This is a genomic window from Pseudodesulfovibrio sp. 5S69 (assembly GCF_037094465.1).
Taxonomy (GTDB): Bacteria; Desulfobacterota; Desulfovibrionia; order Desulfovibrionales; family Desulfovibrionaceae; genus Pseudodesulfovibrio; species Pseudodesulfovibrio methanolicus.
Genome location: NZ_CP146609.1, coordinates 288,877 through 306,763 on the forward strand (window position 1 = coordinate 288,877; position 17,887 = coordinate 306,763).

Sequence of the window (17,887 nt, forward strand, 5' to 3'; positions counted from 1 at the left end):
AGCAGGAAAGAGAGTCCCAGCGCTCGCCCGGGCATATCCCAGCCCGCCGGGCTGGCGGCGGCCGGGAGAGGAGAGGCTCCCGGCCGTCCCTTTTCCGCCAGGCCGGACAACATCCAGGAACGCCCATGCAGCCGGACAGCCATCTCCCCGAATCCGCCCGCAGGCTGAAACAGGCCAGGGCGGACCTGTGGACGCGGGCCGAGGCCGGGGCCGTGGGCGGCTTCGCCTGGGAGTACACCCACCTGGTTGACCGCTATTTCGAACGCCGCGTCCGGGAGGCCGGGCCGCAGCGCTTCGCCTTCACCCTCGTCGCCGTGGGCGGCTACGGCCGCGGGCGTCTGTGCCCCGGCTCGGACGTGGACGTGTTCCTGCTCTTCAAGCGGCGCATCCCGTCCGGGGCCGAACCATTCATCAAGACCCTGCTCTTTCCCCTGTGGGACCTCGGCCTGGACCTGGGCCACGGCGTGCGCACCGTGGCCGACTGCGTGTCCCTGGCCCGGAAGGACTTCCAGGTCCTGGCCTCGCTCATGGACGCTCGCCCCCTGGCCGGGGATGCCGAAGTCTTCGAGACCTTCAAGGCCGCCTTCGCCGCCAGGGTCCTGAACCGGTCCGGCGAGACCTTCGCCGCCTCCCTGCGCGAGCACAACGAGGCACGGGCCACCCAGTACGGCGACGCCTCGGCCCTGCTCGAACCCGAGATCAAGAACGGGTTGGGCGGACTGCGCGACGGCCAGCAGGTGGCCTGGCTGACGCGGGTGCTCAAGGCGCTCGGCCGCAACCCCATCTTCCTGCCCGAGGAGCTCGCCCGGCTGCGCGAGGACCAGGCCTTCCTCAACCGCGTGCGCACGGCCCTGCACCTGGCCGCGAAGCGCAAGACCGACCGCCTCTTCTTCGATCTCCAGCCGCCCACGGCGCGGCTCATGGGCTTCACCTCACGGACCGCCTCGCCCGAGGACACCGGCCTGGCCGTGGAGTTCTTCCTGTCCCGGTTGCACCAGGCCATGACCCGAATCAAGGCCATGCGCGAGGCCCTGTTCCAGGAAGCCTTCCCGGTGCGCACCGCGCCCCTGCCCGAACTGTCCATCCGCAATCTGGCCGCCGGACCCGAAGGCATCCGCTTCAGGCGACAGGTCGAGGCCACCCCGGACAACGTGCTCGGCGCATTCCTGGAGTCCGCGCGCACCGGCCTGCCCCTGACCTGGGGAGCACGGCGCATCGTCCGCAGAGACCCGGCCCGGTTCGCCGCCGGACTGGCCGGACGGAGCGAGACCCTGTCCATCCTGGTGGAGATATTCCTGGCCCCGCACTGCCGCACGGCCCTGGACGGGCTGCTCGAAACCCGGCTGCTGCCCGCCCTGTTCCCGGAATTCGCCGAGGTGGAGCACCTCATCCAGTTCAATGACTACCACGTGCACCCGGTCGGGCGGCACACCCTGGCCACTGTGGCCCTGCTCTCGGACTTCCTGCGCGGCGACGGCGGGTGGACCGGGGAGTTGGCCGCCGGGGTGGCCGACCCTGCCCGGCTCGTCCTGGCCGGATTCTTCCACGACCTGGGCAAGGGCGCGCCCGACCACTCCGGAGCCGGGGCGGCCATGGCCCGCGAGGTCCTGGCCCGCTACGGCCGCACGCCCGAGGTGATCGAGGATGTGGCCTTTCTGGTGGAGCACCACCTACTCCTGCCCAAGACCGCCACCCGACGCGACCTGTCCGACGAACGCACGGTCGCGGATGTGGCCGCCGTGGTCGGGGACACGGCCCGGCTGGACATGCTCCACCTGCTGTCCACGGCCGACTCCATGGCCACCGGCCCGCGCGCCTGGAACAGTTGGACCCGCTCCCTGCTGGGCGAGTTGTACTTCAAGGTCCGCAACCTGCTGCGCCACGGTCCCCTGGCCGAACCGGACGCGGCCCGCAGGCTGGCCGACGCCAAGCTGGCCGTGCTCGCCGCGGCCCACGACCAGGACCCGGAGTTCGTGGATGCGGCCATGCGGGCCATGCCCTCGCGCGCCTTCCTGGCCTTAACGCCCGAGGCCATCGCCGGGCACGTCCGGCTGGTCAGGAAGCTGTGGGCCGCCGTGGCCGAGGACCGCATGCGCAAGCCGTCATCCATCGGCGGCAAGGGGGTCAACCTGATCGAGGCCGCGCCGGGCCGGGCCGAGAACACCTACAAGCTGACCATCGCCGCCGTGGACCAGCCCCGCCTGTTCGCGACCATCGCCGGGGCCTTGTCCCTGCACGGATTGAACATCCTGGCCGCGGACATCTTCAGTTGGAAGGACGGCACGGCCGTGGACGTCTTCACCGTGGGCGAACCGCCCGAAAACCTCTACGCCGAAGAGGTCTGGGCCCGGGTCGTCCGGTCCGTGAGCTACGCCATGGTCGGCAAGCTGGACCTGGCCGCCCGCCTGGAGGAGCGCGGCCGCTCGCCCCTGACCCGAGGGCGCGGCCGCCCCAGGCTGGGGCCCCTGGTAACCATCGACAACCAGGCCAGCGACTTCTACACCGTGATCGAGGTGGCGGCCACGGACCGCACCGGCTTCCTGTTCGACATGGCCCGCACCCTTGCCGCTCACGAGCTGTCCATCCACGTGGCCATGATCACGACCATCAAGGGCCGCGCGGCCGACGTCTTCCACGTGCGCACCCAGGACGGGCAGCGGCTCCTGGACGAGGCCCGCCAGGACGCCCTGCGGAGGGACCTGCTGGCCGCGTCCACGGCCCGGTAAAACCGCTTTACTTTTCGAAAACGGGCCGTAGAGTGTGGGCATACGCAAGCCCCAAGAGCCTCAAGGACCATCCATGCCCCTCAACGTGACCATTTTCTCCGATTTCGTCTGCCCCTTCTGCTTCGTCGGCTCGGGCATCATCGACCGCCTCAGACGGGACTTCGACCTCCGCGATACCTGGGTGCCCCACGAACTGCACCCGGAGACACCGCCACAGGGACGCCCCCTGGACGATCTGGTGGACCGCTTCGACCTGGACCAGGTGATCATGACCTGCAACCAGCGGGGCGAGCCGTACGGCATTCACTTTGCCCGCGCCGAACGGCTGTACAACTCCCGCCTCGCCCTGGAGGCCGCCGAGTTCGCGCGCGACGCGGGGCGCTACCACGATTTCCACGGGCGCATGTTCCGGGCCGGGTTTAGTGATGGAAGGGATATCGGCGACCTCGAAGTGGTCCTGGATGTGGCCGCCCGGACCGGCCTCGACACGGGGCCGCTGAAGGCGGCCCTGGCCGACCACCGCTTCGCCGCCCGCGTGGCGGACGGCTCCAGGCAGGCCAAGGAGGCCGGAGTGACCGCCCTGCCCACGTTCATTGTCGAGGGGCAGCCGCGCATCACCGGAGCTGTGGACGAGGCCGTGCTGCGCCGGGCCTTTGAGGCGGCCCTGAAGACGGCCTGAACCACAACCGACCGCAACAAACCGCAACAAAAAGAAACAACATGACGCAACAGGCTGAAATAGTGATTTTCTTCACCGGTGGAACCATCGGTATGTCCCCGGTCGAAGGCAAGGAAGGCGTGGCTCCCGGCGGCAACTTCGACGGGCTGCTCAGCCAGCTCTCGCCCCAGGAGGCGGACGTGACCCTGCGCCCCGTGCTCTGGTCCGACAAGCCGAGCCCGCACATGACCCCGGAGGATATGTTCCGGCTGGCCCGCGACGTGGAGGCGGTGCTCAAGGAGGAGTCCGTGCTCGGGGCCGTGGTCCTGCACGGCACGGACACCCTGGTGGAGACCGCCTACATGTGCGACCTGGTCATCCACTCGGACAAGCCGGTCATCCTGACCGGGTCCATGCGCTACTACTCCGAGGCGGGCTACGACGGGATCCGCAACCTGGCCAACACCGTGCGCGCCTGCCTGCTCCCCCTGCCTCCCGGCGTGGGGGCGTGCATCCTGATGACCGACCGCATCTTCGCCGCCCGTGAGGCGGTCAAGGTCAACTCGCTGAACGTGGACGCCTTCGAATCCCGCGAGGCCGGGATCGTCGGTTACGTGGCCGGGGAGTCCGTGCTCCTGGCGAGGCCCCGGTCCACCCCCACCCCCCGGCGCAAGTTCGCGCCCTCGGGCATCGAGACCAACGTCCCGCTCATCACCGCGTATACGGGAATTGACCGGAAACCTCTCGATCATGCAATAAGCGAGGGAGCAAAGGGGGTTGTCATCGAAGGGTTCGGCGCCGGAAACGTGCCTCCGGCCATGGTCGAAGGGATCGAGGCGTGCCTGGAGAAGGGGCTGCCCGTGGTCCTGGCCACCCGCTGCATCGAGGGCGGGGTCTGGCCCGTGTACGGCTATCCCGGCGGCGGGGCCGACCTGCACGCCAGGGGCGTCATCCTGTGCGGCAGGCTGGGCGGACCCAAGGCCCGCATCCGACTCATGTGCGCCCTGGGGCTGACCGCGGACCCGGACGAAATCCGGAAAATATTCGAAGAGGCGTAGGCCCGGCGGCTAGCCGTTGGCTTCGGTAAAGCGCCGGAATTCGGACAGGGCGCGGCTCTGGACTATGGTCCGGACCGCGTCCAGGCGGTCGTGGTTCTCGATGACCAGGTTGACGATGTCCGCGTCCAGGAAGCCGTTGTCCGCCATGGAGCGGAGCACGGCCACGGTCCGCTCGCGGGTCATGCCCTTGCGGTAGGGACGGTCCTCGGTGATGGCCGTGTGCACGTCCGCCACCTGCATGATCCGGGAGCCCAGCGAAAGCTCCTTTCCCGTCAATCCCAGGGGATACCCCTTGCCGTTCAGGCGCTCGTGATGCTGGGCGGCCCAGTCGGCCACCTCGCCCAGGCCCGGTATGGAACGCAGGACCTCGGCGCTGACCGTGGCGTGGTCCTTGACCTTGACGTACTCGTCCTCGTCCAGGGCGCCCTGCTTGTCGAGCAGGGAGGTGGGCACGGCCAGCTTGCCGATGTCGTGCAGGTTGCCGGCCAACCGCATGGCCTTCTGTTCCCGCTCGTCCATGCCCGCCAGCCGGGCCAGTTGGACCGCGCTCTCGGCCACGCCCGCCGAGTGGGTGGCCGTGTGGCGGCTCCGGAAGTCGATGATCCTGGTGAAGAAGCCCGAAAAATCTATGAGCTGATCCGGGGAGATGCGCACGTCCAGGAGGTCCTTGGAGAGCATCTCCCGCACCGGCTGGTCCAACTCCTCCACCAGGGGCCAGAACACGCCGCCCTGGGCGAGTTCCCGAAAGGCCACGGGCAGCTCCTGGGCGTAGAGGTCCGAGGTGAACCCGGCCACAGCCTGTTCCACCTCCTCGCGCTGCCTCCCCTCGGTGCCCACCCGGCGCAGAATATCCACCCGGTCGGCCAGGTTGACGATGTTGGCCAACAGCAGGGTCTCGCGGTCGCCCTCCTGGCGGATGACCCGCAGGTCCTTCCAACTGGTGTGGTGGTACAGGACAATGCGCGAGGCGCGCTCCAGGAAGGGATGGTCCCGGAGCAGCCGGTAACCGACCACGGCGTGCTCCTCCAGGTCGGCGTCGAAGCTCAACCCGTCCAGGGCCAGGTCCATGGAAAAGGCCCCGATGTCGTGAAGCAGCCCGGCCAGAAGCAGGTCCACCAGGGAAGAGGGCCGAATGCCCACGTGGCTGCCCAGGACGGTGGAAGCCAGCCCCACACGCCGGTGATGCCCGGTCACCGTGGGAGAGATGTAGTCCAAGGCGGACGAGATGCCGCAGGCGATGTCGATAAGGGAAACGTCTTCCATGTGGAATCACACCATTGTAAGCGAACTGCGTTGCGATGTTGCCGCGGGGCCCGGAAAAGCATCCATCGTTGCCCGGGCATTGCCAATTATTTTCCGCGCGCGGTCAGGGAAAACATACCGGTAATATGTTGTCAACAACAGGCCCCGCGATTTCCCCGCCGGCGGGTCCAGACAGGCAACCGTGTCAAGTTGATTTTTCCTGCCGATCAAACGCTTTTCCTTGTCATTCGTTCCCGGAGGAGGGGTGCCCGGAAAACCCGTGGTACGCTGTGCCCGCCGGGATGCCCGCAACCCTAGCAAAGCGAGGAACACGCATATGGCAACGAGTGTGATCGAAATCTGCAACAACGCCCTGCTGGATCTGGGAGAGGACGCGATCATGTCCCTGGGCGACGTCTCCAAGGCCGCCGGACTGTGCAATCACCGCTGGCCCGCGGTGCGCGACGCGGTCCTGCGCGCGCACCCCTGGAACTGCGCCATGGCCCAGGCCGAACTGGCCGCCGGAGCCTCGGCCCCCCTGTGGAAATGGGCCTGCCGCTACGTGCTGCCCACGGACTTTCTGCGGATCATCGCCGTCACCGGCGCGGACGGCGGGGAGGTCGCGGACTGGGAGATCCAGTCCGGGGTCATCCTGTGCGACGAAGAGGCCCCCCTCTTCATCGCCTACGTGCGCCGCGAGACCGACCCCAAAAAGTACGACGCCCTGTTGTCCGAGGCATTGTCCGCGCGGCTGGCCGCGACCCTGGCCTACCCCTTGTCCGGGTCCACATCCCTGGCCCAGGCCTGCTGGAAGACCTACCAGGAAAAACTGGCCGAGGCGCGCGGCGTGGACGCCCGCGAGGGCGTGCCCGAGTCCGTGGACCCGGCCTCGTGGCTGGGGGCCAAGCTCGGCGGCTGACGAAATGGGAAAAAAGGCGCGCGGCCCACGATCGGGCCGCGCGCCGGGAATTACTTCACGGTGAGGGAGGCGGCGTAGAAGAACTCGTTCAGCGGCGAGTCGGACGGCGTGGTCCACTCGCGCTCCACGGACACCCGATCGTTGTCCTCGGCAAACCGGGCGACCAGCCCCTGGTTCTCCTCGGGATTCAGGGTGCAGGTGATGACCGCGATGCGTCCGCCGGGCTTCACCTGGGCCAGGGCGTTGTCCAGAATCTCCCGCTGAAGCAGGGTCAGGTCGCCCAGGTCGGCTGGTTTGCGCTTCCACTTGGTGTCGGGGCGGCGCGAGAGCACGCCCAGGCCGGAGCACGGCATGTCCAGGAGGATGGAGCCGGGTACGCGCGGCGGCTCGGCCGTGGCCGCGTTGGCCTCGAAGACCTCCACCCCGTGCAGCTCGCGCTCAAGGGCCGCCAACCGGCCACGGTGCGGGTCCGAGGCGAACACGTCGAGCCCCTTTTCCAACAGGATGCGGGTCTTGCCCCCGCGTCCGGCGCAGGCGTCCCAGACCGGGCCGTCCCATATCTCCGGGTCCAGGGCCTCAACCGCCTGGCGCGCGGCGAACGACTGCCGGGCCAGGGGCGGGTCAGGCTCGCCCTCGAAAGCGGTGCCCGCGGGCAGGGCGAAGCTCATGCCTTCGATGTCGATCAGCTCGGACCAGCCCGCGATCTCGGCGTACAGGGCGTCCGCCTCGGGGTGGCCGAAGAGGTTGAAGCCGAGCGCCGGGGGCCTGATCTGGGCCTCAAGGTAGTCCGTGGCCGTCTTCTCCCCGTACTCGCGCCACCACAGGTCCACCAGCCACTGGGGGCAGGAGTACCAGCGCGACAGGAACTCGGGCAGGGAGGCGTCCTTGCGGAAAAAATCGGGGTCGTGGGCGTCTTCGCCCAGTTCGGACACCCGGCGGAGCACGGCGTTGAACAGCCCGGCCAGGCGCGCGCCCGGCTTGGATTTGGAGAACTCCACGGCCCAGTCCACCGAGGCGTAGGCCGGGACCTTGTCCAGGAAGAGGATCTCGTAGGCGGCCACGCCCATGGCCAACCGCATCTTGGGGTTGAGCTTGCCGGGGTCCTGGAGGAACCGGGACAGGACGTATTCGATGCGTCCCTTGAGCCGGAGGTAGCCGTAACCGAGTTCCGTGGCCAACCCCACGTCGCGCGGGTCGTCCACGCCGGAGGACAGGGACGCGTCCAGGGCGGCCTGGATGTCCTGCCGGTTCATGAGACAGCGGAACAGGGCTTCGAGCGCCACCCGCCGCGCCGCGGGCAAGGGCTTGGATGAACGTGCTTGCATATATGCCTAATTACCCTCCCGGTCACGGGTTGGCAAGTGGCACGAAACGACATCGGCGTGACAAACTCCGCACTGCCCGCTTCCGGGAGCGGCCGGGCCGCTACTCGAAGACCTTCTTGGCGGCGTTGCCCGCGTCCTCGGCGGCCTTGTCCATCTGCTGGCCCGCTTCCTGGGCGGCCTTGTCGATCTTCTTGCCCGCCTTTTCCATGGGTCCTTCCTCGCTGCACCCGAAGGCCACGGTCAAAACGGCGAGCAGGCAGGCGACGGTCAGTATTTTCTTCAACATTTTCATTTGGGTATCCTTTCCTGTTAGCGGTTTTCCAGGCGACACGTCTGGCTGTAGTAGGCCGTGCCGAAGGCCATGTCCGTATTCATCGGACGGATGATGGCGTTGGCCCCGTGGCCGTACTTCATCCATCCGCCCCGGCGCATGATCACGGCCCGGGGGTGCAGGCCGTCCACGGTCTCCACCCGGACCTGCAAGGCCCCGAGGTCGGTGGCCAGATATACGTCCATGGCCGGATCAAGGACACCATACGCCGGATTGGCCTTGGAAATCCAGACCGTGGGCACGCCGCGCTGCTCTTTTTCGGGAATCTGCGTGTGCTCGTATTCGCCGCGCACCAGGGTCAGCAGTTGCAGGGGGTAGTCCGGGTCCCGTTGGGGCTCGGCATGCAGCGCCTCCGGGAAGCGGTACAGCCCGTCCGGGTGGCCGAAGACCAAATCCTCGAAGGCCACGAAGGGATGGTTGACCTTGGCGAAACCGTTCTCGCGCAGTTCGTCCAGGGACACGGCCGAGCGCCTCAGCCCCTCGCGCAGGCAGGCCTCCTCGTCCGGGAGGCGGACGGGCTCGCGCAGCCGGGAGCCCAGGTCGGCCAGGATGTCGAAGTCCGGCCGCGCCAGGCCGCGCGGGGCCAGCGCCGGGGCGCAGAGGTTGACGTAGTTGTGCACGAAGGAGCCGAGCACGTCGAGGCGCTCGAACATGAACGCGGGCGGCAGGACGACGTCGGCCCGCATGGCCGTGTCGTTCATGACCCCGTCCACCACCACGGTGAACGGCGCGGCCAGCGCGTCGGCCACGGCCAGGCTGTCCGGCACCTGATTAACCACGTTGTGGCCGTCGATCCAGACGAATTCCACCGGCGGATCGGCCCGGCGCAGCTCCGCGCCCAGGTCCTGGAGGAGCAGTTCGCGCCGCTTGCCGGGCTTGGCACCGCCCTCGATCAGGTGGGCCCAGGAGCCGAAGTTGCGGGCCGAGGAGATGTTGAAATAGGAGCCGCCGCCGCTGACCCCGACGTTGCCGGAGACCATGGCCACGGCGTTGATGAAGCGGACGTTCTCCCCGCCGAACAGGTGGCGCTGCAACCCCCAGCCGATGACCGTGGCCACGTTGCCCCGGTCCGCGTACCACTCATAGACCATCTCCGCGTCCGGGGGCGGGACCTCGCAGGCCGCGCACAGCTCCCGGAACCGCAGGCCGTCCACCAGCCCGCGCAGGGCGGGCCAGTTGGCGGTCCGGGTCAGGACCCACGGGTTGAGGTCGCCCGCCTCGAGAAAGAGCTTGAGCACGGCGGCGGCCAGGAAGCGGTCCGTACCCGGCCGGATCACGACGTTGACGTCCGAAAAATCGGGCGTGCCGTCCCCGCCGGGGGAGATGGTCAGGACCTCGGTGCCGTTCCTGCGGGCCCGCTTCAGGAGGGCCAACTGGTGCACGGAGCAGCGGGTCATGTCGCGGCCCCAGTTGACCACCCGGTCGCTGTTCAGGATGTCCTCGGGGTCGTTGTGATCGAGCACGCCGAAGTCGCGCAGGCAGGCCTCGATGCCGGTGTCGTCGCACACGCAGCCGTAGGTCGTGGACGCACCCAGCCGCTCGAAGAAATTGGTGCTGGCCGCGCCGAGGATGCCCCGGTAGCCGTGGCCGTGGACGTGCAGGATGGACTCGGGCACCCCCCTGGCCGCGTCGAGCTTTTCGGCGATCAGGCCGAGGGCCTCGTCCCAGGTCGCGGGCGCAAAGCCGCCCCCGCGCCGGACGAGCGGCTCGGTGATGCGCTCGTCCGAATCCAACCGCTCGAAGTAGCGGCTGCCCTTCTTGCAGCAGAACCCCTTGGTGAACGGGTGCTTCGGGTTGCCCCGGACGGTTCTCTTGGCGGCGTCGACCAGCAGCGAACAGGCGTCGCCGCAATCCATGGTGCAGGCCGTGACGGTCTTCATGCGTATTCCCCCTGGCCCGGAGAGTGGAGAATTCGACGGGCGAGGTCAAATCAAAAGAACCGAAGGGGGGCCAGCGCCGCTCTCCTGCCCGGCCGCGCCGCGCCCACACTCTTTTTGACAATCATACGCGTTTGGTCTAACCAGATTCGGTTCCAGCGACCCTACATCTATTTAAGGATATTGAACGCGACATGGCGAAAGTACAAAAAATAAAGGGATTCGCGGACCTCTTCTCCGATGAGGCCGCCAAGTACACCTTCATGGAAAGCTGCGCCCGCGAGGTCTTTTCGCGTTACGGTTTCGGCGAATTGCGCACGCCCATCCTGGAAAAGACCGAGCTGTTCCAGAAGTCCATCGGCGAGGACACCGACGTGGTCGGCAAGGAGATGTTCACCTTCCCGGACCGCAAGGACCGGTCCCTGACCATGCGCCCCGAGGCCACGGCGGGCGTTGTCCGTGCGTTCATCGAGTCCAAGCTTCACCAGCCGGGCAACATCTCGAAATTCTTCACCTTCGGTCCCATGTTCCGGTATGAGCGCCCGCAGAAGGGCCGCCAGCGCCAGTTCCACCAGATCGACGCCGAGATTTTCGGGGCGGACGAGCCCCAGGCCGACGCCGAGCTGATCCTCATGCTCAAGGCGTTCCTCAACGCCATCGGGCTGACCAAGCTGACCATCGAGATCAACTCCTTGGGCTGCCACGACTGCCGCCCGGCCTACAAGCAGGCTCTGGTGGACTACTACCACTCCAAGGACAAGTCGAATTTCTGCGAGGACTGCCGGCGGCGCATGGAGACCAACCCGTTGCGCGTGCTCGACTGCAAGGTGCCCACCTGCAAGGCGCTGGTCGAGGACGCCCCGGTCATCACCGACCACCTCTGCCCGGACTGCCAGGCCCACTTCGCCGACGTGCGGGCGGTCCTGGACGGCGCGAACGTGGACTACGTGCTCAATCCCCGCATGGTGCGCGGCCTGGACTACTACGTGCGCACCTGCTTCGAGGTGACCAGCAATGACATCGGCTCCCAGACCGCGGTGGCGGGCGGCGGCCGGTACGACGGCCTGGTCAGGAACCTCGGCGGCCCGGATTGCCCCGGCACCGGCTTCGCCTGCGGCATGGAGCGGCTCGCCCTGCTCCTGGGCGACGTGCCGGTCGATGCTCCGGACTTCTACCTGGCCGTGGTCGACCAGGAGGCCGCGGTCGATGCCATGCTCTTTGCCCAGGCCCTGCGCGACAAGGGGCTGACCGGCGAGGTCAGCTTCTCGGGCGGGTCCATGAAGTCCCGCATGCGCGCGGCCAACAAGTCCGGCGCCAAGACCTGCCTGATCCTGGGCGGGAGCGAATTGGCCAACCAGACCGTCACGGTCAAGGACATGGTCGGCGACCGGGAACAGGAAACCCTGGACCGCAAGCTGTACCTGGCGAGTTTGTAGAGAAAGAGATTTGAATGCCGCTGCGCGGCGGGGTCGGGTGACTTCGCCTCCGGCGGCCAAAGGCCGAGGGCCTTTGGAATCCCGTGCGCGGCTCCGCCGCAGGGTTGTGCCCGAGCCTTCAGACGGCGAACACCGCCCGCCGAAGGCGCGACAAAAAGTTTTGGAAGATTCTTAAGAAACCTTTTTCAAAAGGTTTCTTAAGCCGCCGGAGGCAAGCCCCCCGCAAGGGGTGCCGGAGGCACTAAATACGAGATACCGGAGAGAGAATGTCCGAACAAGAGAGAGATTACGACGAGTTCCGCGTCATAGAGGACCTCGCTGGCTGGCGGCGCACGCACCATAACAACGAGCTGACCGCGGCCAACATGGACGAGGACGTCTGCCTCATGGGCTGGGTCCAGTTCCGCCGGGACCACGGCGGGCTGATCTTCCTGGATCTGCGCGACCGCGAGGGGCTGACCCAGGTGGTCTTCAACCCCGAGGACAACGCCGAGGTACACGAGCGCGCCCACGCCATCCGCCCCGAATACGTGGTCGCGGTCAAGGGCAAGGTCCGTCCGCGCCCCGAGGGCATGGCCAACCCGAACATGGTCACCGGCGAGGTGGAGATCGAGGTCACGGATTACAAGCTCCTGAACACCTCCGAGACCCCGCCGTTCCCCATCGAGGACCGCGTGGAGGTGGGCGAGAACCTGCGCCTCAAGTACCGCTTTCTGGACCTCCGGCGTCCTTCCCTGGCCCGCAATTTCGTCATCCGCAACAAGGCCGCGCAGTCGGTTCGCCGCTACCTGGACGGCCTGGGCTTCCTTGAGGTGGAGACCCCGGTGCTGACCAAGTCCACCCCCGAGGGCGCGCGCGACTTTCTGGTGCCCAGCCGCGTCAACCAGGGCGAGTTCTACGCCCTGCCCCAGTCCCCGCAGCTATTCAAGCAGATGCTCATGGTCTCGGGCATGGACCGCTATTTCCAGATCGTCAAATGCTTCCGCGACGAGGATCTGCGCGCCGACCGCCAGCCCGAGTTCACCCAGATCGACATCGAGATGTCCTTTGTGGACGAGGCGCTGATCCAGGACATGGCTGAGGGCATGGTCAAGCGGCTCTTCAAGGAGACCATCGGTGTGGACCTGCCCGCCGAGTTCCCGCGCATGACCTTTGCCGACGCCATGCGCGACTACGGCGTTGACAAGCCGGACCTGCGCTTCGAGCTTAAGCACATCGACATCACCGACGTGTTCAAGAATTCCGGGTTCAAGGTCTTCGCCTCCAGCGAGCTGGTCAAAGTCATGGTTGTGCCCGGCGGAGCCGAGCTGTCCCGCAAGGAGATCGACGAGTACACCAAGTTCGTCGAGATCTACGGCTCCAAGGGTCTGGCCTGGATCAAGGTCAAGGAAGACGGCGAGTGGCAGTCCCCCATCGTCAAGTTCTTCTCTGAAGAGGAAATCGCCACCCTGCGCGAGCGCTCCGGCTGCCAGCCCGGGGACATCCTGTTCTTCCAGGCCGGTCCGGCGGACATCGCCAACGCGGCGCTCGGCAACCTGCGCTGCGAACTGGGCAAACGGTTCGGCCTGATCAGGGAGGGCGAGTTCAAGCCCGTCTGGATCACCGACTTCCCGCTGCTCGAATGGGACCCGGACGAGAAGCGCTTCGTGGCCCGGCACCATCCGTTCACCTCGGCTCGGCCCGAGCAGATGCAGGTCCTCAAGGACGACCCGGGCCAGGCCATCGCCCGCGCCTACGACCTGGTCATGAACGGCTACGAGGTCGGCGGCGGCTCCATCCGCATCCACACCGAGGACCAGCAGAAGGCCATGTTCGCCGCCCTGGGCATCCAGGAGGACGAGGCGCGCGAGAAGTTCGGCTTCCTCATGGACGCGCTCAAGTTCGGCGCGCCGCCCCACGGCGGCATCGCGTTCGGCCTGGACCGGCTGATCATGATCCTGACCGGCTCCAAGTCCATCCGCGACGTCATCGCCTTCCCCAAGACCCAGAAGGCCACCTGCCTGATGACCGAGGCCCCGTCCGAAGTCCCCAGCAAGCAGCTGCGCGAACTGGGCATCCGGCTGCGCGAGAAGAAGAAAGAAGAGTAAAAGCGAAGATGCGAGAGGGAAACTTTTGAAAAAGTTTCCCTCTCGCGCTCTCCCTTCAAAACTTTTTAGCGCCGCTTCGCGGGAAATGTCGGCCGCGAAAAGCCTACCGATTACGGCTGGTTTCACACTGAAACTGGCCTTTTGAATTTCAGTAGTTATTGAGTTAATAGACAAGACCGATTCCGCCGCAAACGGGACCAAACGCTCCCCTCCATACTCCCTGCGGCGCGATAAAAAGTTCAGGAAAAGAGGGATGGGGTTCGAGGAAGGGAGGAAACCCTTTTCTCAAAGGGGTTTCCTCCCCTTCCCCGACCGCCGGAGGCAACCACAATGCGATTAGAGATATGTACCTGGCCTGACGAGGTGCTCGAGGCCAAGGCCGAACCCATTACCGAGATCACCCCCGAGCTCGAGGAACTCATCGAGAACATGGTCGAGACCATGTACGAGTCCGACGGCGTGGGGCTGGCCGCGCCGCAGGTGAACCAGTCCATCCGGCTGATCTGCGTGGACCAGACCGGACCTAAGGAGCGCGGCGACCTGCGCGTGCTGATCAACCCGGAGATCGTCGAGTGCGACGGCGAGGTGGAATCCGAGGAAGGCTGCCTGAGCTGCCCGGAGTTGAACCTCAAGGTCAAGCGCAAGGAGCGGGTCAAGGTCAATGCCCTGAACCGCGTGGGCGAAAAGATCTGCGTGGAGACGGACGGGTTCCTGGCCATCATCCTGCAACATGAGATCGACCACCTGGACGGCGTGACCCTGGCCGACCGCGCGGGCCGCCTGAAAAAAGCCATGTACCGAAAGAAGGCCCTGCGATGGAAGAAGTAACCAACGGCGCGAGCACGCCCGAATCCTGGGGCGCGGTGGCCCTCAAGCCGCTGCGCGTGGTCTTCATGGGCACCCCGGACTTCGCGGCCGAAGCGCTCTCGATACTGCTCAAGTTCGACGCCGCCCACGTGGTCGGCGTGTACACCCAGCCGGACCGGCCCTGCGGGCGCGGGCGGCAGTGCGCGCCGTCCGCGGTCAAACGGGTGGCGCTGGAAAACGACATCCCGGTCCATCAGCCGGTGAATTTCAAGGAACAGGCCGACATCGACCAGTTGGCCGCGCTGGAGCCGGACGTGCTGGTGGTGGCGGCCTACGGGCTGATCCTGCCCCAGGCCGTGCTCGACATCCCGGCCCTCCTGCCGCTGAATATCCACGCTTCGCTCCTGCCCCACTGGCGCGGCGCGGCCCCGATCCAGCGGTCCATCGAGAACGGCGACGTGGTCACCGGCATCTCGATCATGAAGATGGAGGCCGGGCTGGACACCGGCCCGGTCATGGTCCAGCGAGCCCTGCGCATCGGCCACAACGACCACGCGGGCACCATCCACGACGAGCTGGCCCGGCTTGGCGGCATCTGCATCTGCGAGGCCCTGGCCCGCCTGCAGACCGGGGCCTACGACCTCAAGCCCCAGGACGATTCGCTGGCCACCTACGCCAAGAAGCTGGAAAAGAAGGAAGGCGAGATCGACTGGCACCAGCCCGCCGAGTTGATCCACAACCGCATCCGGGCCATGTACCCCTGGCCCGGCGCGTTCTTCGACTGGACCAACCCCGAGGGCAAGGTCCTGCGGCTGCACGTGACTCCGGGCGAGGTCTCCGAGGAGTCGACGCCCCAAATCGCCCCCGGCACGGTGCTGGGCGAGATGGACGGCAGACTGGCCATCACCACGGCGGACAAGATATACCTGACCCCGGAGATCAAGCCCGAGGGCAAAAAAAGCATGGACGCCACGGCCTTCACCTGCGGGTACATGAAGGAATGCAAGTAGGAACCCCCCTGGACCAGCCCCGGTCCGTCCACCGGGCGCGCAAGCGCCTGTTCGTCGGCCTGATCAGCATCGCCTGCCTGGTCATGTGCGTGCTGCTCGGCCTGCTCTGGCTGGTGCCGTACGTGGGGTTGGACAACATCCACCCGGCGACCAAGTGGGTGCTCGGCGCACTGGTCCTGGGCCTGGTCGGCCTGGTCTGCGTGGCCTACTGGGGGCTGTTCCTGAACATCATCACCAAGAAGCCCCTGCTCGGCGCGCGCCGGTTCCGGGGGCTGACCATCAAGCTGTTCCTGCCGCTCATGGTCCTGCTCGGCCGGGCCTTCGGCATCCCCAAGGAACACATTATGCTGTCGTTCATCTCGGTCAACAACGACATGGTCCTGGCCGAGGCCGGGCGGTACGCGCCGGGGGACATCCTCCTGCTCATGCCGCACTGCCTGCAGAACTCCAAATGCGACCGGCGGCTGACCTACGACATCAACAACTGCGTGCGCTGCGGCAAGTGCCCCATGGCCGGTCTGCTCGAACTGCACGACAAATACGGCGTGAACCTGGCCATTGCCACGGGCGGGACCGTCGCCCGGCGCATCGTGGTCCAGTTGCGGCCCCGGCTGATCATCGCCGTGGCCTGCTACCGCGACCTCTCCTCCGGCATCCAGGACACCTACCCTCTGCCCGTCTACGGCGTGCTCAACGAGCGGCCCCACGGCCCCTGCCTCGACACTACGGTCTCCCTGCCCATCGTCGAGAAAATGCTCGACCGCTTCATCGACCCGGACAAGGCCAAGGACGGCCGGACCATTTCCACGGGCCAGGCCGCCCGGGCGTGACCCCGTTTCCGCTCCGGCCGTCGGTGCGCGGCCGGGGAACGGCCTTCCTTTGCCTTTCCCTCCTTCAAGTGATACGAGGACTCACGCCCGCCGCCCCCCGGCGGGGATAAAGGGACCAAGACCCCCCTGGAGAACCACCATGCAACAAGACGAGACCAAGGAATTTCTGGACTCCCTTCCGGAACTGGAAGCGGGCAAGACATACTGTTTCAAGTGCTATCCCGGCATCGAGTGCTTCAACGCCTGCTGCTCGGACCTGGACATGGTCCTGACCCCGTACGACATCCTGCGCATGCGGGCCGCACTCGACATGCCGTCCGTGGACTTCCTGCGTGTGCACACCACGGCCTTCCACGCGCCGGACACCAACTTCCCGGTGTTCAAGTTCAAGATGCTCGACAACGCCCGGCGGTCATGCGCCTTCGTCACCCCCGAAGGGTGCCGCATCTACGCCGACCGGCCCGGCGCCTGCCGCATGTACCCGCTCGGCCGGGCCACCCGGCCCGACGGCAAGGGCGGCGTGCTCGAACAGTTCTTCATAGTCAGGGAGGACCACTGCAAGGGCTTCCTCGAAAAGGACGAATGGACCGGGGAATCCTGGAAGCAGGACCAGGGCTTCAAGGACTACACCGCGTTCAACGACCGGTACATGAACATCCTCTCGCGCACCCGCCAGCTCGGCCACCCCATCTCCGACAAGCTCAACCAGATGGCCATCCTCGCTCTGTACCGCATCGACGACTTCCAGGGCTTCATCCAGAAGATGCAGCTCTTCGAACGCGTGGACGTGGACGAGAAACGCCAGAAGGCCATCCTGTCCAACGAAAACGTGGCCCTGTCCTTTGCCATGGATTGGTTCGAGCTCGTGCTCTTCCAGGATACCTCCAAGCTCAAGCCCAAAAACGTCCCCATGCGACGCAAGGGCGTCCGGCCCGAAGGAAAATAACATGCCCCTGCCCGACAATCCCAAACTGATGTCCATCCGCACCTTCCTCAAACGGAAGAGCGCCTTCGCCCCCGGACACCGGCTCGTCTTCACCAACGGCTGCTTCGACATCCTCCATCCCGGCCACGTGGACCTGCTCCAGCGCTGCCGCGCCCTGGGCGACTCCCTCGTGCTCGGCCTCAACTCCGACGAGTCCGTCAAGATGCTCGGCAAAGGCGACGACCGGCCCCTCAACACCGCCGAGGAACGCGCCTTCGTCCTGGCCGGGCTCGCCTGCGTGGATCACATCATCATCTTCCACGAATCCACCCCGCTTGAGCTCATCAAGGCCTGCCGCCCCCAGATCCTGGTCAAGGGCGGCGACTGGCCCGTCGAACAGATCGTCGGCGCCGACGTCGTCACCAAGGCAGGCGGCGAAGTGCACAGCCTGCCGCTCTTGGAGGGGTACTCCACGACGGCGTTTCTGGAGAAGGTGCGGGGCTAGGGAAAGCCTCCGGCGGGCCCTCGCCGGGCGGGCGTCTCCGACGGGCTGGGCGCTGCCCTGCACCCGCTTAAGGCCGAGTGCCTTAAGAATAGTCACGTTCTTTGTGTGTGACTATTCGGTCTTTCCTTTGGTTTTCAACGGCTTGCAGGTG

General features: G+C 66.5%; 15 protein-coding genes. 11 read left to right on the forward strand and 4 right to left on the reverse strand.

The genetic code is table 11. The annotated features are described in order from the left end of the window. Positions 1-125 precede the first annotated feature (125 nt). The 3 genes from glnD (at position 126) to V8V93_RS01380 (ending at position 4,442) form a co-directional block, all read left to right on the forward strand. Positions 126-2,726, forward strand: a complete 2,601-nt coding sequence (gene glnD, locus V8V93_RS01370) for a [protein-PII] uridylyltransferase (RefSeq protein ID WP_338668575.1) — start codon at positions 126-128, stop codon at positions 2,724-2,726. A 73-nt stretch (positions 2,727-2,799) separates the two neighbouring features. Then, positions 2,800-3,405 (forward strand): DsbA family oxidoreductase, encoded by a 606-nt coding sequence (locus V8V93_RS01375; protein WP_338668576.1) that lies wholly within the window; start codon positions 2,800-2,802, stop codon positions 3,403-3,405. 41 nt (positions 3,406-3,446) lie between these two features. Further along, positions 3,447-4,442: an asparaginase gene (locus V8V93_RS01380; protein ID WP_338668577.1), complete on the forward strand. Its 996-nt coding sequence runs from the start codon at positions 3,447-3,449 to the stop codon at positions 4,440-4,442. A 9-nt stretch (positions 4,443-4,451) separates the two neighbouring features. Here the strand turns inward: V8V93_RS01380 and V8V93_RS01385 are convergent, their stop codons facing one another. Next, complete coding sequence (locus tag V8V93_RS01385) at positions 4,452-5,705, reverse strand: HD-GYP domain-containing protein (RefSeq protein WP_338668578.1); 1,254 nt, start codon at positions 5,703-5,705, stop codon at positions 4,452-4,454. A gap of 316 nt (positions 5,706-6,021) precedes the next feature. Between V8V93_RS01385 and V8V93_RS01390 the strand changes: the two genes are divergently transcribed. Then, positions 6,022-6,603: a hypothetical protein gene (locus V8V93_RS01390; protein WP_338668579.1), complete on the forward strand. Its 582-nt coding sequence runs from the start codon at positions 6,022-6,024 to the stop codon at positions 6,601-6,603. Positions 6,604-6,653: 50 nt separating this feature from the next. Here V8V93_RS01390 and V8V93_RS01395 read toward each other — a convergent pair whose 3' ends face one another. The 3 genes from V8V93_RS01395 to V8V93_RS01405 form a co-directional block, all read right to left on the reverse strand. After that, on the reverse strand, positions 6,654-7,928 hold the full coding sequence (locus tag V8V93_RS01395; RefSeq protein ID WP_338668580.1) for a transcription antitermination factor NusB: 1,275 nt from the start codon (positions 7,926-7,928) through the stop codon (positions 6,654-6,656). 100 nt (positions 7,929-8,028) lie between these two features. Beyond that, complete coding sequence (locus V8V93_RS01400; RefSeq protein WP_338668581.1) at positions 8,029-8,220, reverse strand: hypothetical protein; 192 nt, start codon at positions 8,218-8,220, stop codon at positions 8,029-8,031. Between the two features lie 17 nt (positions 8,221-8,237). Beyond that, positions 8,238-10,139, reverse strand: coding sequence for a molybdopterin-dependent oxidoreductase (locus V8V93_RS01405; protein WP_338668582.1), 1,902 nt, complete (start codon positions 10,137-10,139; stop codon positions 8,238-8,240). A 191-nt stretch (positions 10,140-10,330) separates the two neighbouring features. Between V8V93_RS01405 and hisS the strand changes: the two genes are divergently transcribed. The 7 genes from hisS (at position 10,331) to rfaE2 (ending at position 17,736) form a co-directional block, all read left to right on the forward strand. Then, positions 10,331-11,572 carry a histidine--tRNA ligase gene (hisS, locus tag V8V93_RS01410; protein WP_338668583.1) on the forward strand — a complete coding sequence of 414 codons (1,242 nt, stop codon included), beginning with the start codon at positions 10,331-10,333 and terminating at the stop codon, positions 11,570-11,572. Between the two features lie 266 nt (positions 11,573-11,838). Beyond that, the gene (gene aspS, locus V8V93_RS01415) at positions 11,839-13,659 is read left to right on the forward strand and encodes an aspartate--tRNA ligase (protein ID WP_338668584.1); all 1,821 of its coding nucleotides are present in this window, start codon (positions 11,839-11,841) and stop codon (positions 13,657-13,659) included. A gap of 330 nt (positions 13,660-13,989) precedes the next feature. Further along, entirely contained in the window at positions 13,990-14,487 is a 498-nt protein-coding gene (gene def, locus V8V93_RS01420) for a peptide deformylase (RefSeq protein ID WP_338668585.1), read from the forward strand. Then, positions 14,475-15,476: a methionyl-tRNA formyltransferase gene (gene fmt, locus V8V93_RS01425; RefSeq protein WP_338668586.1), complete on the forward strand. Its 1,002-nt coding sequence runs from the start codon at positions 14,475-14,477 to the stop codon at positions 15,474-15,476. Before def ends, fmt begins: the two co-directional genes overlap by 13 nt. Further along, positions 15,467-16,306, forward strand: a complete 840-nt coding sequence (locus V8V93_RS01430; RefSeq protein WP_338668587.1) for a DUF116 domain-containing protein — start codon at positions 15,467-15,469, stop codon at positions 16,304-16,306. The genes fmt and V8V93_RS01430 overlap by 10 nt, the downstream gene beginning before the upstream one ends. Positions 16,307-16,445: 139 nt before the next feature. After that, positions 16,446-17,252 carry a YkgJ family cysteine cluster protein gene (locus V8V93_RS01435; protein WP_338668588.1) on the forward strand — a complete coding sequence of 269 codons (807 nt, stop codon included), beginning with the start codon at positions 16,446-16,448 and terminating at the stop codon, positions 17,250-17,252. Position 17,253: 1 nt separating this feature from the next. After that, positions 17,254-17,736, forward strand: coding sequence for a D-glycero-beta-D-manno-heptose 1-phosphate adenylyltransferase (gene rfaE2 / locus V8V93_RS01440; protein WP_338668589.1), 483 nt, complete (start codon positions 17,254-17,256; stop codon positions 17,734-17,736). The last annotated feature ends 151 nt before the right edge of the window (positions 17,737-17,887 follow it).

What these genes read in the sequence shown, in the direction of transcription:
- glnD (WP_338668575.1), top strand. Translation starts at nt 126, where the DNA reads ATGCAGCCGGACAGCCATCTCCCCGAATCCGCCCGCAGGCTGAAACAG.
- V8V93_RS01405 (WP_338668582.1), bottom strand. Translation starts at nt 10,139, where the DNA reads ATGAAGACCGTCACGGCCTGCACCATGGATTGCGGCGACGCCTGTTCG.
- V8V93_RS01380 (WP_338668577.1), top strand. Translation starts at nt 3,447, where the DNA reads ATGACGCAACAGGCTGAAATAGTGATTTTCTTCACCGGTGGAACCATC.
- aspS (WP_338668584.1), top strand. Translation starts at nt 11,839, where the DNA reads ATGTCCGAACAAGAGAGAGATTACGACGAGTTCCGCGTCATAGAGGAC.
- V8V93_RS01395 (WP_338668580.1), bottom strand. Translation starts at nt 7,928, where the DNA reads ATGCAAGCACGTTCATCCAAGCCCTTGCCCGCGGCGCGGCGGGTGGCG.
- V8V93_RS01430 (WP_338668587.1), top strand. Translation starts at nt 15,467, where the DNA reads ATGCAAGTAGGAACCCCCCTGGACCAGCCCCGGTCCGTCCACCGGGCG.
- hisS (WP_338668583.1), top strand. Translation starts at nt 10,331, where the DNA reads ATGGCGAAAGTACAAAAAATAAAGGGATTCGCGGACCTCTTCTCCGAT.
- V8V93_RS01385 (WP_338668578.1), bottom strand. Translation starts at nt 5,705, where the DNA reads ATGGAAGACGTTTCCCTTATCGACATCGCCTGCGGCATCTCGTCCGCC.
- fmt (WP_338668586.1), top strand. Translation starts at nt 14,475, where the DNA reads ATGGAAGAAGTAACCAACGGCGCGAGCACGCCCGAATCCTGGGGCGCG.
- V8V93_RS01435 (WP_338668588.1), top strand. Translation starts at nt 16,446, where the DNA reads ATGCAACAAGACGAGACCAAGGAATTTCTGGACTCCCTTCCGGAACTG.
- V8V93_RS01400 (WP_338668581.1), bottom strand. Translation starts at nt 8,220, where the DNA reads ATGAAAATGTTGAAGAAAATACTGACCGTCGCCTGCCTGCTCGCCGTT.
- V8V93_RS01375 (WP_338668576.1), top strand. Translation starts at nt 2,800, where the DNA reads ATGCCCCTCAACGTGACCATTTTCTCCGATTTCGTCTGCCCCTTCTGC.
- rfaE2 (WP_338668589.1), top strand. Translation starts at nt 17,254, where the DNA reads ATGCCCCTGCCCGACAATCCCAAACTGATGTCCATCCGCACCTTCCTC.
- def (WP_338668585.1), top strand. Translation starts at nt 13,990, where the DNA reads ATGCGATTAGAGATATGTACCTGGCCTGACGAGGTGCTCGAGGCCAAG.
- V8V93_RS01390 (WP_338668579.1), top strand. Translation starts at nt 6,022, where the DNA reads ATGGCAACGAGTGTGATCGAAATCTGCAACAACGCCCTGCTGGATCTG.